This window comes from Elusimicrobiota bacterium (assembly GCA_026388095.1).
In the GTDB taxonomy this organism is placed as follows: Bacteria; Elusimicrobiota; Elusimicrobia; order UBA1565; family UBA9628; genus UBA9628.
Genome location: JAPLKL010000033.1, coordinates 21,849 through 35,541, shown reverse-complemented (window position 1 = coordinate 35,541; position 13,693 = coordinate 21,849). Strand labels below are relative to the sequence as shown.

The window sequence follows — 13,693 nt, the reverse complement described above, 5'->3', positions numbered from 1 at the left end:
CTATCCCGATCGACGATATTCCTCTGTCGCGCCGACCCTATGAGGATTCTGAGTGCTGGGTCACTTCCCGATCCCTTGGATCTTCATGAAGTTGCGCGCGCAGGCGGAATGGGGCGCGCGCGGCTCGCGGCGCCAAGCGCCGTGAGCGCAGGAAGAGAGAGTACTGGGCCGAAGTCTCAGTGATCTGGATGGCGACCTGAAATGCTAATTCTATTTATGAAATAACGATAAATTAAGCAATACCTCCAGCGCTGGCGGTGGATTTGCTAGAAGTGATTGAAAAATATGACAAATTTGCAAATAAAGTCGCCGTCTTTCGTCATGGCACAACAACTTCGTGCCACTAAGTGACCGGCATTGGGGCTAGGGCCGCAGGCTGCGGCGCCGCAGGAGCTGGTAGACGGTCTTGAGGTGGCGGGGCAGGACCTTGCCGTTGGGCGAGCCCATGATGCTGGCGTGGTTCTGCAGCATGACCGCGGCCGACAGGTCGGGATCGTAGCCCTCCCGGTACTCGTCGGCGAGCCCCAGGATGTGCCCGAACTCATGGGCCGGGACGTCGTAGCGCAGGTTGCGGTCGAGCACGATGGCGTCGCGCGTGGCGTGGCTGACCCCGGAGCGGCTGTCGAGTATGCGCAGGCTGCCCGCCGAGAATTCCTGGCCGGGGGTCAGCTTCCTGATGCTGACCGAGACCCGGAACGAGGACTCCCGGCCGCCGAACTCGAAGCGGCCGTTCCAATACTCCTCGATGGAGGCCTTCACCGTCTTGAGCACCGCGTCGTCCTGGATGTCGGTCTCGAAGGCCGCCTCGACCCGGTAGCCGCCCGGCTCCGGGACCAGGCGCAGATCGGCGTTGTCCGGAATCCACACCACGCGGCGGGCCCGGGCCGTGATGGACTTCGGGTTGGTGAAGCTGGTGTGCAAGGAGAAGCCCGTTATGCGCTCCAGATTGGAATGCAGGGCCCCCTGGGTCTGGAAGAAGCGGCCCAGATAGGTGCTCAGGACCTGGGTCATCTGGTCGCGCAGGCGCTGGGAGAAGCGGGGCTCGCGCAGCGCGATGCGGTAGCGGGAGAGGTATTTCTCCAGGTAGAACTGCCAGTCCTTGATGTTGCGCTCCGTCTCGGTGGTGCCCAGGAGGATGCGCTCCTCGCGGTCCTCGCCCACGCCGCGCTGCGCCACGGGCAAGGGCGGCTGGAGCATCCAGCGATCCTCGGCGAAGGTCTGCTGCTGGGAAGGGGCGACCAAGGAGAGGGCGCTCTTCTGCAGGGCGCTGAAGCTGCCTGCGGCCTGCCGGTGATGGGCGAGCTCGTTCAAAGCGGCGTAGTTGCGCAGGAACCGGCCGTTGACCTCGGAGAGGACGTCGCGCTGGCTGTTGCTCAGGGCCGCGCTGCGGCTCAGAGTCTCGAGCGCCGCGGCGAAGCGGTCATCGAGGGCCTGAGCCAGGGCCGCGCGCTCGGAGCCGCTCATCCCCTCGGCTGAGACCACGCGGCTCAAGGCTTGGTAGATGGAGGAGAGCATGGTGGGCAGAGCGTTGGGGGTATCCTTGAGCCAGGGCAGGATCTGGTCCATGGCGGCGGCGTCGTTGTTAACCAAGGCCTGGAAGCCGGTCTCGGTCAATATTGGCGCGGGCCCCTGCACGAGGTTGCCCCGCAGCCAGGACTCCTGGGTTTCGCTGAGCTCCGCGGCGGGCCCGGCCGGAGGCAGGTCCGGGGCCTGGCCGGTGAGCACCTCTTCGATTTTCCGGCCGGCCTGGTATGAGGAATCGGACCCGGACTTCTCGTCCGCCGCTGCGGCCAGCGGGGCGGCGAGTTGGGAGTCCACCTTGTTCAGGCGCTGCGCGAAGGTGACGGCCGGGGCTGGGGACGGCAGCAAGGCGGGCGCTGCGGCGAGCGGCTGGACCTGCGGGACCGGGACAGAGGGGGCCAGGAGACCGGGGACGAGCGCCTGCGGGGAAAGGGAATGCGTTTCGAGCCGGCCGGAGGAGAGGAAAGCAGCGCCCAGGGGGACCTGGATCACGGGCGCGACCGGGCCGGAGACCGGGGCGATGCGGAGGGTGGCCGCTTGGAGGGAACCGCAGAAGAAAAGCAGGGCCGCGACCCAGAAGGACTTGAGCCTTGTCTCCATACCCAAAGTATGCGGCTGGGAACGCTGTTTTACGAGGAGCGGAAGACCCAGAAGGCGGAGACAAAAGTCCTATGAGGCGTGCCGGCTCAACTGGTAGGCAGCCTGCGGACCAAAGCCCGCAGCTCCCGCTCCTTGGGGAATCGGCCGGCCCGGCTGAGCGCCAACCTGCGCTCCGCCATGAACTGGGCGACCATCCCGCTGCGGGCTTGCAGGGTCCCCAAGTCGGCTTGGGCATCTCCCAGCGTGCGTTCGAAGAAGAACCAGTCGTAGAGGTGGTCAAGGACGAGGCTGTCGAGGTCCGCGGCTTGCCGATGCAGGTCCCCGGCCGCAGCGGCTCTCGCGGCAGCCGCTCGCCGGGCCGCCAGCTCCATCTCGATGCGCCCGACGGCGAGCTCGGCCGTGGGGTCTTCAGGGTCTTCTTTCAGGACCTCCCGGTAGGCGGCCAAGGCAGCGTCGAGGTCCCCTTGAGCGTAGGCCCGCGCCCCCTTCTGGTAGAGCCCGGCAGACCGCTTGGCCTGGGGCGCCGCCCCTGCGGAAGCGCGGGCGCCGCCAGGCTCAAAAGCGAAAATCGTCAGAACGGCCAAAAAGCAGGCCGATCGGCATCTATCCATTCTGGCTCCAGCAAGGGTCCGCACTTAGATTATGGATGCACCCGACGTTCTCCACAAGAGGTGTTTTGTCAGGATTTGTCAGGCAGTCACATGGCTTTCAGGCGAAATGCCCGGCCACCCCCCTTCGTTATTGGTAGAATGTCGGGACTTGGCCGGACCTCGTTCATGCCCAAAGAACCCGTAAAGCTCTGCCTGCTGGGACACCCCGTCGCGCATTCCATGTCTCCGCGCCTCATGGCCGGCCTCGGCGGTCTGACCCGGCGCAAGGTGCTCTACCGCGCCTGCGACGTCCTCCCCGAGAGGCTGGCCTGCGCCGTGGAGCTCATGCGCTGGTCCGGCATGCTGGGCGGCAACGTGACGGTGCCCCACAAGGTGGCCATCGTTCCCCTGCTCGACGCGCTCACGCCGGAAGCCCGGCTGGCCGGCGCGGTCAACGCGCTGCGCTGCAGCCAAGGCCGCCTCATCGGCCACAATACGGACGCCGCGGGCTTCGCGGACGCCTTGCGGGAGTCGGGGTTCTCGGCCGCGGGCCGCGATGCCCTGGTCTTCGGCGCGGGCGGCGCGGCCCGGGCCGTGCTCTGCGCTTTGGGCCGCCTGCGCGCCCGCCGCGTGACCATCGCCGCGCGCCGGCCCGAAGCGGCCCGGGCCTTGGCCCGCGCGCTGGCCGCGAGCTTCCCGGGCACCGTCTTCGCCGCGGGCCGGGCCGGAGCCGCGGACCTGGCCGTCAACGCCACACCCTTGGGCATGGCCGGGTTCCCTGACCGCTCGCCCGCTCCTGGCGACTGGCCGGGCTGCGGCCTGGCCTTGGACCTGGTCTACGGCCGCCGCACCGCTTTCCAGCGCCAGGCCCGGCGCCTGGGCGCCAGCGTGCTGGGAGGCAGCGGCATGCTCGTGTCCCAAGCCCTGCGCTCCTGGGAGTTCTGGTTCGGATCCCTGGGCGCCCCCCGGCGCGCCGCCCTGAAAGGCCGCCTCCTGGAGAGACTATCATGCCCCTGAGATTCCTCACCGCAGGAGAATCCCACGGCCCCGCTCTGGTGGGCATACTCGAAGGCCTGCCCGCGGGGCTGGAGCTCTCGGCCGCGGACATCCAGGCCGAACTGGCCCGCCGCAAGCTCGGCTGCGGCCGCAGTTCCCGCCAAGGTCTCGAGGCCGACCGCGTGGAGCTGCTCGGCGGAGTGCGGCGCGGCCGCACCTTGGGCTCTCCCCTGGCGGTACGCATACCCAACTCCGACCACGGCGGCGGACGGGAGCCCGTCCTCACGGTCCCGCGGCCCGGACATGCCGACCTCGCAGGCGCCCGCAAGTACGGCTTCACGGACCTGCGCGACGTCATGGAGCGAGCCAGCGCGCGGGAGACAGCGGCCCGCACGGCCTTGGGCGCGGCGGCCAAGCGCTTCCTGGAAGCCTGCGGCATCTGCGTGGCCAGCCGCGTCCTGTCCATCGGCCCGGAGGCCGACCGCTCATCCCGGCCCGGCCCGGTCTCGCGGCTCAATTCCCGGGCCGATGCCTCGCCGGTGCGCGCCACGGACCCGACGGCCTCGCGCCGCATGGTCGGCGCCATCGAGCGCGCCGGCCGCGCCGGCGACACCCTGGGCGGCGTCTTCGAGGTCTGGGCCGACGGCCTGCCCCCGGGTTTGGGCAGCTATGCCCATTGGGACCGGCGTCTCGACGGGCGCCTGGCCGCGGCGCTCATGGCTCTCAACGGCATCAAGGCCGTGGCCGTGGGCCTGGGCTTCGAGGCCGCGGCCCTCCCCGGTTCCCGGGCTCTGGACCCCTACTACTGGAAGGCGGGCCGGGCCGCCTATCGCAGCAACCGCTCCGGAGGCATAGACGGGGGCATGACCACGGGCGAGCCCCTGCTCCTGAGCGCGGCCATGAAGCCCCTCCCCACCTTGATGAAGCCCCTGCCTTCCGTGGACCTCCGGACCGGCCGGGCCGCCCCGGCGCCGGTGCTGCGCTCGGACGTGTGCGCCGTGCCCGCGGCGGCCGTCATCTCCGAGGCCTTGGTCGCCTTGGTCCTGGCCGACGCCTTGCTCGATAAGACAGGCGGCGACTCCATGCGGGAGATCCTGCCGCGCCTGCGGTCGCTCAGGAAGTGACCCCCGGAAATGCCTGACCTCATCTACCTGACCGGCTTCATGGGCGCGGGCAAGACCTCGGTCGGCCGCAGCCTCGCCCGCAGGCTGCGGCGGCCCTTCGTGGACCTCGACAGCGAAGTCGAGCGCGCCGCGGGAAGGCCCATCCGCGAGCTCTTCCAGAGGGGAGAGCGATCATTCCGCCGCCTGGAGTCGGCCGCGCTGCGCCGCGCCGCGGCGCGCAAGGCGGCGGTGGTGGCTCTGGGCGGCGGCACGCTCCTGCGGCGCTCCAACCGGCTCCTGGTCCGCAAGACCGGCCTCCTGGTGAGCCTGAGCTGCTCTGAGGCGGCGCTGTGGTCGCGCCTGCGCCCGGACGACGGCAAGCGTCCCCTCTTGGGCGCAGGAGCGGGGCGGCGGGAGAGACTGCGCCGTCTTCTGGCCCGGAGACGAGGGCTTTACCGGGACGCGGACCGGGTGGTCTCGACGACTCGTCGGACCCCGGCCCAGGCCGCCGCGCAGATAGGGGGTTTGCTATGATGAGCCCCATGATCCTCGTCGGACGCGGTCTGGCCCAGCAGCCCCGGCGCTGGCTCAAGGGGCTCCCCCCCCGCACACGCCTCATGCTGGTCTCCGAGCCCAAGGCCTGGCGCCTGCACGGTGCGCCGGTCGCCAAGGCCCTGCGCCGCGCCGGGGCCCGGACCAGCCTGCACCTCCTGCCCGGAGGCGAAAAGGCCAAGACCTGGGACGCGGTCGCAAAGCTCATGAAACACATGCTGCGCCAAGGCCTGGGCCGGGACTCGGTCCTCCTGGCCCTGGGCGGAGGCTCGGTCACCGACGCTGCGGGCTTTGCCGCCGCGGTCTACATGCGCGGCATAGCCTGGATCGGCATGCCCACGACCCTCGTGGGCCAGGTGGACGCCGGCATCGGCGGCAAGACCGCCATCGACCTGGCCGAGGGCAAGAACCTCGTGGGAGCCTTCCACCAGCCCCGGGCCGTGGTCTGCGACACGGACTTCCTGGACACCTTGCCCCTGCGGGAGCTGGCCTCGGGCCTCGGAGAGGTCCTCAAATACGGCCTGATCTGCGACCCGGCGCTGCTGAGGCCGGCCCGCGGACTCGAGCCGGTGGTCAGGCGTTGCGCGGCGCTCAAGTTCCGCGTCGTCGCCAAGGACGAGCGCGAGACCAAGGGCATACGCGAGGTCCTCAATTTCGGGCACACGATCGGCCACGCCCTGGAGACGGCGGCCGCGGGCCGGCTGCGCCACGGCGAGGCCGTGGTCTGCGGCATGCGCGCCGCGCTGCGGCTCTCGCGCCTGGCCGACTGCCTCGAGTCCTTCCCCGTGCCCCGGCTGCGCCTGAGCGAATCGGCGGTGATGGCGATCCTGCGCCGCGACAAGAAGGCCCGCCGGGGGCGGCTACGCTTCGTGCTGCTCAAGTCCGTGGGCCGGCCCTACGTCACCGACCGCGTGCCGGAGCGCGAAGTGCGCGAGGCGGTGCGCTTCATCCTAGGAGGACTCAGATGAGGATATTGGTCCTGCACGGCCCCAACCTGAACCTGCTGGGAGAGCGCGAGCCCAAGGTCTACGGCACCATGACCTTGGCCCAGCTCAACGCCCATCTGCGCGCCTACGCCAGGAAACGCAGAGCGACCTTGCGCATCTACCAGTCCAACTGCGAGGGGACTTTGATCGACCTGCTGCACAAGAACCGCCGCTGGGCCCAAGGCGTGGTCTTCAACCCGGGCGCCTATGCGCACTACTCCTACGCTCTGCGCGACGCGGTGGCCGCCATCGGCGTCGCCACCATCGAAGTCCATCTGACGGACGTCAAGAGACGCGAGCCCTTCCGCCGCCGCTCGGTCATCGCCCCGGCCTGCCTAGCCGCGATCAGCGGCAAAGGGATCGGCTCCTATCTGGAAGCCATCGACCGGCTGGCCGGCCCGGGTCTCAGGAAGCCGCGCCGTCGGGCTCGGTCAGGAGCTCGCCGGAGCCGGGGTCGCGCCGCAGCAGGGCCTTGATGCGGGCCAAGAACTCGATGAAGCTGAAGGGCTTGCTCAGGTAGTCGTCGGCGCCCGCGGCGAAGCCGTCCTCGATGTCGGCGGGGGTCTTGCTCGCGGTCAGGAACATGACGCGGGTGCGCGCCAAGTTGGGCCGCTCCCGCATCTCCCGGCAGAGCTCGATGCCGTCGCCGTCCGGCAGCCCGCGGTCTATCACGACCAGGTCCGCAGGGCTGCCCGCCAGAGCCGCGCGGGCCTCCCCCGCGGTGCGCGCCACCTGGACGTCGAACTCCTCCTGCTCCAGCACGTACTTGATGAAGCTGCAGGCATCGGCGTCGTCTTCGACGAGGAGCAGTCTCCGCATATACCGCCGGACCAGGTCCGGCGGTATATTTTAGGCCCTCGCGCCGAGGGATTTGTTGCGGAAAACAAAATATCCGGTAAAGTCCGGATAAAATCTCGGTTAACCGGCCGGCCTTGAGGATGGAGCCGGGGGGCTGATCCCGGTTTGCCAGGTCTGCGCCTTTCTGCTATAGTTGGCCGGTGGGAGCATCGCTGCCGCACCGGAGGAACGAATGAAGACCATCTTCGCCGTCCTTTGCGCCGCGTTCTTGTCGTCGCCGGCCGCCTGCGCCGATGAGCCCGGCCACAAAGCCCAGGGCTCCGACCAAGCCCAGAAAGGTCCCCCCGCCAAGGACCAGGCCGCCAAGGGCGCGGGCCCAGACGTCCTCATCGGCGTGGAGGTCGAAGGCCCCGAGGTCGAAGGCAAGGTCGAGACCGTGGTGGCCTGCAAGGCGCAGGCCGGGAAGGTCGTCGCCTGCGATCCCGAGGACATGAAGAATCCCACGACCGGCAAGGCAGTGCTCAAGGAGGTCGGCGACAGGGTCGCGATCGACAAGGCCTGGAAGTCCAAGCTCAATGACGCGGCGGGCAAGACCCTCGACTCCGCCGGTGAGAAGGCCATGGTCGTCAAGCTCAAGCGCCTGACCGCCAAGCTCGCCTACCTCAAGGCCGCCAAGAAGGCGCTCGCAGGCCAGCTCGTCTCGGCCGAATCGTCCCAACCCGAGGCCGTCGATAAGATCCGGAGCGAGAAGGAGTTCCTCGAGAACATCCTCAACGACAGCGTCACCGACTGCGAGACGCTGCATCGCGAGAATTTCAAGAAGTCCGTCATCGATTGCAAGGGAGCCTTGCAGGCGCCGCCGCCGCCGCAGGAGCAGAAGCTGCCGCCAGCAAAGAAGCTGCCGCCGCCGCCACAGGGGCAGAAGCTGCCGCCGGGAAAGAAGCTGCCGCCGCAGGCGCCGCCGCAAGCGCAGCCGTAGCGCGGAGCTCCGGACCGGCGCCGGACGATAATTGCTAGAATCCCGGGGATGCTCAAGCGCCTCATCGAGGCCAGGTGGGTCCAGAGCCTGGTCGCCCGCTACGACCTCAAGCTGCTTGAGCGCCTCATGCTGGCCCGCCATGACTTCACGGCCCGGGACAAGCTACGGCGCGTGTTCCGGCGGGGTGCGGACCCCTACGAGTACGCCACCTCCCCCTACGAGCTGACGCGCTTCGAGCGCATGGCCGGGCTGCTCGCGGGCCGGCGCTTCCGCAGCGCCCTGGAGGTGGGCTGCGCCGAGGGGCACTTCACCAGGTCTTTGGCCGGGATCTGCGACAAGGTGACCGCCCTCGACCTCTCCGAGGCCGCTTTGGGCCGGGCGCGCCGGCTGGTGGGGGCGCCGCACGTGGAGTGGGTGCAGGCCAACGTGCGGACCTGGCAGCCCGAGAAGTCCTACGACCTCATGGTGATGGCCGAGGTGCTCTACTACCTGCCGGCCCCGACCAAGGGGCCCTCGTATGAGAAGGCCTTCGAGCTGTTCCTCAAGCGCCTGCTCTCCCGCCTGGAGCCGGGCGGCCGGCTCCTGCTCGCCCACGGCTACGGGACCGCCGCGGATCTGGCCGTGCGCGAGGACTACGGGCTGCGGGTGGAGCGCCTCGGCCTGCGCCGGCTCGCCTCCGAGCGCATCGGGGACAAGCCCCACGACAAGGGCGTCCTCTTCTGCCTGCTGCAGCTCTTCGAGCAGCCCGGGGCCGAGCCGCGCCGCGAATAGAATCCGGTCAAATCCTAGGGCCCCCCCTTGAAATTCCTCGGGTCCGACCCTATACTTATCGGACCTATGGCCGTGGAGCCCAAACGCATCCTGATCGTGGAGGACGAGGCCTCGCTGCTGGAGCTGCTCAGCTTCTACTTCAGAACCAAGCTGGGCTGGGAGGTGGTCGCCGCCGGCAGCGGCGCGGCGGCCCTGGAGGCCTTCGAGGTCGGCAAGTTCCACATGCTCCTGGCCGACGTGGACCTGGGCGGCGGGCCCGACGGCATCGAGGTCGCCAGGCGCCTGCGGGACCAGGACCCCCCCCTCAAGGTCGTGATGATGAGCGGCGAGCCCGCCAACGAGACCAAGGTCAGGAAAGCCAAGCTCGGCTCATTCATGCCCAAGCCCTTCGACCTCCCCGACCTGGGGACGATGCTCTGCTGCGAGCCGTAGGGCTACGGCCGCGGGGCGATGGGGGCCAGGCCGTACTCCGCCAGCACGCGGATGGCCTCGGCCACGCTCCAGGCCTGCGCGCGCGTGCCGCCCCGGTTCTGGCCGCGCAGGATCTTGACGATGACGTCGCGCAGGCCCAGCGGGTCGGCCAAGGAGAAGCGCTGCAGGGCTTCCTGCGGCCGGCCGCCGTCGAAGACCTCGGGCAATGACCCCTCGGGCCGGCTCACCAGGAACTCGGCCAAGGGAGTCATGATCCCGCCGACTTCTTCGCGGATGCGGCCTTCGTCCCAGCCCTGGGCCCGGCGCACGCGCGCCAAGGCGTCCACGTAGGAGCCCAGCAGCCAAGGCCACACCGTGCCCTGGTGGTAGGCCTGGTCCTTCTCGAGCGGAGGCTTCGAGGTGTCGTAGGTCGCGTGATAGCCGCTGTCGCGGTAAGACAGGGTGCGCATCCCGTAAGGCGTCAACAAATCCCGGGTCGCGGCCTGCACCACGGCCGCCTGCCGCTCCGGGCTGAGCAGGTCCTCGCCGGCGCTCACCGCGAAGAGCATGTTCGGCCGGATCGCCTGCCCGTGCGGGTCGCCTTCCACCACGTCGGCCAGAGCCCCGCCCGAGCCGCCCCAGGCCTTCTTGTTGTCCTCGGTGGCGAACCAGAATTTCTCGTTGAAGGACTTCTTGGCCAGGTCCGCGCGGGAGTCCAAGGCCCGGGCCGCGGCGTCGCGGCCGGCTTGGCGCTCCAGCCGGGCCAGGAAGCGCAGGTTCGCGTACCAAAGGGCGTTGATCTCCACGGCCTTGCCGTTGCGCGGTGTCACGGGCTGGTCGCGTCCCTCCGGGTCGGCGTCCATCCAGGTGGCCTGGGCCGGGCTCACGATCAGCCCGTCCGTGTCCATATAGATCCGGTTGAAGCGGCCGTAGCGGTCGTAGCCCGTGCCCGAAGCGTAGCGCTCCATCACGCGCCGCAGGACCGGCAGCATCTCCGCGACGAAAGCGGCGTCCTGGGTGGTCTCCGCGTACTTCTTGACCGCCTGCACGAACCACATGGAGCCGTCCACCGTGTTGTACTCCACCCCGTCGGGCTTGGCCGGCGACCAGCGCGAAGCGTCCCAGATGCGGTTCGGGATCAGCCCGTTGTGCTCGTACCTGGCGAAGTTGCGCATGTTCTCCTTGGCCTCGGCGGAGCGGCCGGTGGAGAGCAGCAGGCCCGGCAAGGAGATGAAGGTGTCGCGGCCCCATTCCTCTTGGAACCAGTCCAGGCTCGCGGCCCAGATCTGCACGGAGCCGTTGAAGTGCTTCACGAACGTGTCGCCCGCGGCCTTGAAGGCGGTCCAGAGCGATTCTGCGGCCTTCCAGACGTTGCCTTCCTGCATGGCCTTCCAGCCCCCCATCTGTCCGCGGTTGTCGGCGCGCGCCCGGCTCTTGTAGTCGGGGTCCGCAGGCAAGGGGATGCGGTAGCGCCAGTAGGAATTGCCGTCCTTGACCACCTTCACCGGGACCGGGTCGTTCCACTCGTCGCCCAAGGTGTAGCCCACGAATCGGCCGTTCTTGCCGGAGCCGCCCTGCCGGCTCAGGTCCAGCAGGCGCGCCATGAAGCCCTCGCTGCGGGGGTCGTCGTGCGAGCTCAGCTTCTTCCAATCCCCGTACACCGTGACGAAGCCGTAGCGCTGCGCGTTGTCGGCCTTGCCCTCGAAAGCCTCGGCCAGGGGGAAGGCGTCGCCGGCCTTGAGCACCTCACCCAAAGCGGAGACGTAATCGTCTCCCGGCTCGTCGCCGCTGGCCAGTTGGCCGTTGCCGAAATTGTAGGCGAAATGCAGAGCGTCCACCCGCGCGCCGTCGAAGCCCAGGTTGAGCCAGTGGCGGAACGGCTCGAGCATGGGCCGGTAGCCCTCGCCCTTGAGCCTGGTCCAATCCCACAGGGCCAGGTCCAGCCAGTCCTCGTTGATCCACTGGTTCTTGATCCCCGGGTTGCGGGTCTTGAGGTCCTTGAAGTACTCGGGATGCTTCCAGGAGTCCACCGAGTTCTTGGCGCGGAACATGGGGATGTCGAAGAGCACGTGGCCGCCCGCCTGGTGGATCGTGTCCATGGCGTCGCCGAACTGCCGGAAGGCGTTCCATTGGGCATAGAAATGGGTGTTCTTGAGCAGGATGAAGCGCGGATCGTGCCGGGCGCCGGTCTCTTCGTTCTTGGTCCACTGCAAGGACGGCTTGCCGATGATCCGGGACAAAGTCATGAACTCCGCGTAGTCGTTGAGCCAGTAGGCGTTCTCCTTGAGGAAGGCCAGATAGTCCTTGGACCGGGAGGTGCCGCGCGACATGTGGTCGCGCTGGAAATTGCGGTAGGCCTCCTGCGCCACCGCTTCCTCGCGGCTCCAGAGGGCCTTGTAGTTGACCGCCTGCCGGTCGGCCTGGTCCGCCACCGCGAGCTTGGCCAGCAGGGCCGGGTCACCTTTGACCTCGTCGACGACCGCCCAGTCCACGTTGCTCTCGTTCAAGGCGTAGAGGCTCACCGGCGCGTAGGGGCTCTCGTCGAGCACCGCGAAATGGGGCAGGAGATGGATGGTGTCGACGCCTTGCGCGGCGAGCACGTCGCGGTAGTAGGCGCCGAAGTCCGTGAACTTGCCGATGCCCGGGTCGCCCTCGGCGCGGCGCAGGGCGTAGAGCGGGACGGTGACCGCGACATGCTGGGAGGCGGGGTCTTTCCACCAGGAGCCGTCCCGGCCCTGTCGGGCTGCCGGGCCTTGCGCGCCTTTGCGCAGAGCGGCGTGGACCTTGGCGCCGGAGTACGAAGTCCCGGCGGCGGAGGCGGGCTCGGCCAGCTCGGGCAGGTCCTGGGTACTCTGGCCGAGGGCCTTGGCCATGACGCGCTCGCCCGCGCCTTGGGCCTGGTCGGCCTGGGCCTCGGGGCCGGCCAGAGTCTTGAGCTCGGGCTGGAGGCTCTCAGCGACCTTGGTCAGGCGCGCCGATGTCGCCGCCTTGGCCGGGACGGGGGAGGCCGCCGGCGCGGCGACGGGAGCCGGCCCGGCGCTCAGGATCGGAGCGGGGTTCGCGACCTGGGGGATGACCGTGGGCACGGCGCTGAGGCCGGGCTGGGACAGAGTCAGGATTGCGGCAGGGGCGAGGTTGGCGCCGGAGAGGGAAGAGGCCGAGCCCAAGGATGTGCCGACGGAGCCGACGGAACCGGTCCCGGGGGCGGCTGTGACCGCCTCGACCTTGGTCTGGGCGAAGGCCTGGAGCGCGAAGCCCTGCTGGGTGAACAGTAGGGCGTTGATGATGAGCGCGCTCAGCGCTTTCCTGAGACCGTTTCGGCTGTTGCTTTGGGACATACTCTCTGCCGGTCGCGTATCCTTATTAGGAGTGTAGCCGGGGACCGCCAAGTCAACCTGGGCCATCAAGGTCCGGTAACACCATTAATGGGCCCAGCCCATATTGGGCCTTAAGATGTATAGAAATACCCCTGCGCTTCGAGCCCGTCGCCACGCCCCTCACTCCAGTGATTTCGATAAAATAGCATACACCTGACCAAGCCCTACTGCAAGGGGTGAGAGATAACGGTCTCTTGCATGGCGTGTCTTTCGGGAGTTATACTGAGGGGGTTCAATTCGCAAGACTTGGAGATTGAAAATGAAAGCAAGGTTCTATCGGCTGTCAGTCATCGTGTTTTCTGTCGTTGCGCTGGGGATCATGGGCCTCTCGGCAGGGAAGGCCCATGCGAAACAGCTTGACGGCAACAACAACAGCAATAACAATAGCAACGTCAACGTCAACGTGAACGCCAACGTCAACCAGAATGCCAACGCCAATGTGAACGTCAACGTCAACCAGAATACCAACAACACCACCAGCGTCCCCCAGACGCCGCAATCGAATGGTTGCTGCGGCGGCTGAGCCGGACCAGAGATAACGGCTTTAGTCGAAAGGCGGATGGGATCTCCCGTGTTGGAATCCACGGCCCGGGCGATGGACATCTGCGCCAGGAGGATGCCAAGATGCCACTTCAGATCGTCATGCGGGAGCGCAAGCCCTGTTTCTTCGAACTGTCTTTGACGGGCAGGCTGGACACCGCGACCGCGCCCCAGCTGGAGCAGAAGCTCGCCACGCTCAGGGGTGCGCCGGTCCGGGGCTTGGTCCTGGACCTGGCCCGACTGGAGTACATCAGCAGCATGGGCTTGCGCGTGATCTTCAAGGCCAGGCAGGACCTCGCGTCGGGCGTATTCATGGTCAGCAACATGCAGCCGCCGGTCCAGAGGGTCTTCGAGATCGCCCAGATCGTGCCCGAAGAGCAGTACTTCGCGAGCTTGGAGGAGGCGGACCGCTACTACGACGAGATACAGCGGAAGGTCAAGAGCGGGGAGTGACGCCCGCGGGCGGAGG

The 13,693-nt window shown here is 68.2% G+C and carries 14 protein-coding genes; 10 read left to right on the top strand and 4 right to left on the bottom strand.

What is annotated here, in order from left to right; genetic code table 11:
* Positions 1-363: 363 nt before the first annotated feature.
* Both NTY77_07785 and NTY77_07780 read right to left on the bottom strand, forming a co-directional pair.
* Positions 364-2,121, bottom strand: a complete 1,758-nt coding sequence (locus NTY77_07785; GenBank protein MCX5795376.1) for a hypothetical protein — start codon at positions 2,119-2,121, stop codon at positions 364-366.
* Positions 2,122-2,207: 86 nt separating this feature from the next.
* On the bottom strand, positions 2,208-2,732 hold the full coding sequence (locus NTY77_07780; protein MCX5795375.1) for a hypothetical protein: 525 nt from the start codon (positions 2,730-2,732) through the stop codon (positions 2,208-2,210).
* A gap of 165 nt (positions 2,733-2,897) precedes the next feature.
* Between NTY77_07780 and NTY77_07775 the strand changes: the two genes are divergently transcribed.
* From NTY77_07775 to NTY77_07755, 5 genes are read left to right on the top strand one after another with little or no spacing between them, the layout of a single operon-like run.
* On the top strand, positions 2,898-3,728 hold the full coding sequence (locus NTY77_07775; protein MCX5795374.1) for a shikimate dehydrogenase: 831 nt from the start codon (positions 2,898-2,900) through the stop codon (positions 3,726-3,728).
* Positions 3,725-4,831, top strand: coding sequence for a chorismate synthase (gene aroC, locus NTY77_07770; GenBank protein ID MCX5795373.1), 1,107 nt, complete (start codon positions 3,725-3,727; stop codon positions 4,829-4,831). The genes NTY77_07775 and aroC overlap by 4 nt, the downstream gene beginning before the upstream one ends.
* 9 nt (positions 4,832-4,840) lie before the next feature.
* Complete coding sequence (locus NTY77_07765) at positions 4,841-5,344, top strand: shikimate kinase (protein MCX5795372.1); 504 nt, start codon at positions 4,841-4,843, stop codon at positions 5,342-5,344.
* An 8-nt stretch (positions 5,345-5,352) separates the two neighbouring features.
* Positions 5,353-6,330 (top strand): 3-dehydroquinate synthase, encoded by a 978-nt coding sequence (locus NTY77_07760; GenBank protein MCX5795371.1) that lies wholly within the window; start codon positions 5,353-5,355, stop codon positions 6,328-6,330.
* On the top strand, positions 6,327-6,824 hold the full coding sequence (locus NTY77_07755; GenBank protein ID MCX5795370.1) for a 3-dehydroquinate dehydratase: 498 nt from the start codon (positions 6,327-6,329) through the stop codon (positions 6,822-6,824). Before NTY77_07760 ends, NTY77_07755 begins: the two co-directional genes overlap by 4 nt.
* On the opposite strand, the gene NTY77_07750 is transcribed toward NTY77_07755, so the two are convergent.
* Positions 6,754-7,167, bottom strand: a complete 414-nt coding sequence (locus NTY77_07750; GenBank protein MCX5795369.1) for a response regulator transcription factor — start codon at positions 7,165-7,167, stop codon at positions 6,754-6,756. The two genes, NTY77_07755 and NTY77_07750, sit on opposite strands and share 71 nt — an antisense overlap.
* Before the next feature lie 211 nt (positions 7,168-7,378).
* Between NTY77_07750 and NTY77_07745 the strand changes: the two genes are divergently transcribed.
* The 3 genes from NTY77_07745 (at position 7,379) to NTY77_07735 (ending at position 9,328) form a co-directional block, all read left to right on the top strand.
* Positions 7,379-8,125 carry a hypothetical protein gene (locus tag NTY77_07745; GenBank protein ID MCX5795368.1) on the top strand — a complete coding sequence of 249 codons (747 nt, stop codon included), beginning with the start codon at positions 7,379-7,381 and terminating at the stop codon, positions 8,123-8,125.
* A 48-nt stretch (positions 8,126-8,173) separates the two neighbouring features.
* Positions 8,174-8,896 carry an SAM-dependent methyltransferase gene (locus NTY77_07740; GenBank protein ID MCX5795367.1) on the top strand — a complete coding sequence of 241 codons (723 nt, stop codon included), beginning with the start codon at positions 8,174-8,176 and terminating at the stop codon, positions 8,894-8,896.
* 72 nt (positions 8,897-8,968) lie between these two features.
* A complete protein-coding gene (locus tag NTY77_07735) occupies positions 8,969-9,328 on the top strand; it encodes a response regulator (protein ID MCX5795366.1) in 360 nt (119 codons plus the stop codon).
* Between the two features lie 2 nt (positions 9,329-9,330).
* Here the strand turns inward: NTY77_07735 and NTY77_07730 are convergent, their stop codons facing one another.
* The gene (locus NTY77_07730) at positions 9,331-12,645 is read right to left on the bottom strand and encodes a 4-alpha-glucanotransferase (protein ID MCX5795365.1); all 3,315 of its coding nucleotides are present in this window, start codon (positions 12,643-12,645) and stop codon (positions 9,331-9,333) included.
* A 298-nt stretch (positions 12,646-12,943) separates the two neighbouring features.
* Here NTY77_07730 and NTY77_07725 point away from each other — a divergent pair, with 298 nt between their 5' ends.
* Positions 12,944-13,207 carry a hypothetical protein gene (locus NTY77_07725; protein MCX5795364.1) on the top strand — a complete coding sequence of 88 codons (264 nt, stop codon included), beginning with the start codon at positions 12,944-12,946 and terminating at the stop codon, positions 13,205-13,207.
* A gap of 101 nt (positions 13,208-13,308) precedes the next feature.
* Positions 13,309-13,677, top strand: coding sequence for an STAS domain-containing protein (locus tag NTY77_07720; protein MCX5795363.1), 369 nt, complete (start codon positions 13,309-13,311; stop codon positions 13,675-13,677).
* Positions 13,678-13,693: the final 16 nt, after the last annotated feature.

Excerpts from the sequence above, each read along its gene's own strand:
- NTY77_07785 (MCX5795376.1), bottom strand. The coding sequence starts at position 2,121 with ATGGAGACAAGGCTCAAGTCCTTCTGGGTCGCGGCCCTGCTTTTCTTC.
- NTY77_07780 (MCX5795375.1), bottom strand. The coding sequence starts at position 2,732 with ATGGATAGATGCCGATCGGCCTGCTTTTTGGCCGTTCTGACGATTTTC.
- NTY77_07775 (MCX5795374.1), top strand. The coding sequence starts at position 2,898 with ATGCCCAAAGAACCCGTAAAGCTCTGCCTGCTGGGACACCCCGTCGCG.
- NTY77_07765 (MCX5795372.1), top strand. The coding sequence starts at position 4,841 with ATGCCTGACCTCATCTACCTGACCGGCTTCATGGGCGCGGGCAAGACC.
- NTY77_07760 (MCX5795371.1), top strand. The coding sequence starts at position 5,353 with ATGATCCTCGTCGGACGCGGTCTGGCCCAGCAGCCCCGGCGCTGGCTC.
- NTY77_07755 (MCX5795370.1), top strand. The coding sequence starts at position 6,327 with ATGAGGATATTGGTCCTGCACGGCCCCAACCTGAACCTGCTGGGAGAG.
- NTY77_07750 (MCX5795369.1), bottom strand. The coding sequence starts at position 7,167 with ATGCGGAGACTGCTCCTCGTCGAAGACGACGCCGATGCCTGCAGCTTC.
- NTY77_07745 (MCX5795368.1), top strand. The coding sequence starts at position 7,379 with ATGAAGACCATCTTCGCCGTCCTTTGCGCCGCGTTCTTGTCGTCGCCG.
- NTY77_07740 (MCX5795367.1), top strand. The coding sequence starts at position 8,174 with ATGCTCAAGCGCCTCATCGAGGCCAGGTGGGTCCAGAGCCTGGTCGCC.
- NTY77_07730 (MCX5795365.1), bottom strand. The coding sequence starts at position 12,645 with ATGTCCCAAAGCAACAGCCGAAACGGTCTCAGGAAAGCGCTGAGCGCG.
- NTY77_07725 (MCX5795364.1), top strand. The coding sequence starts at position 12,944 with ATGAAAGCAAGGTTCTATCGGCTGTCAGTCATCGTGTTTTCTGTCGTT.
- NTY77_07720 (MCX5795363.1), top strand. The coding sequence starts at position 13,309 with ATGCCACTTCAGATCGTCATGCGGGAGCGCAAGCCCTGTTTCTTCGAA.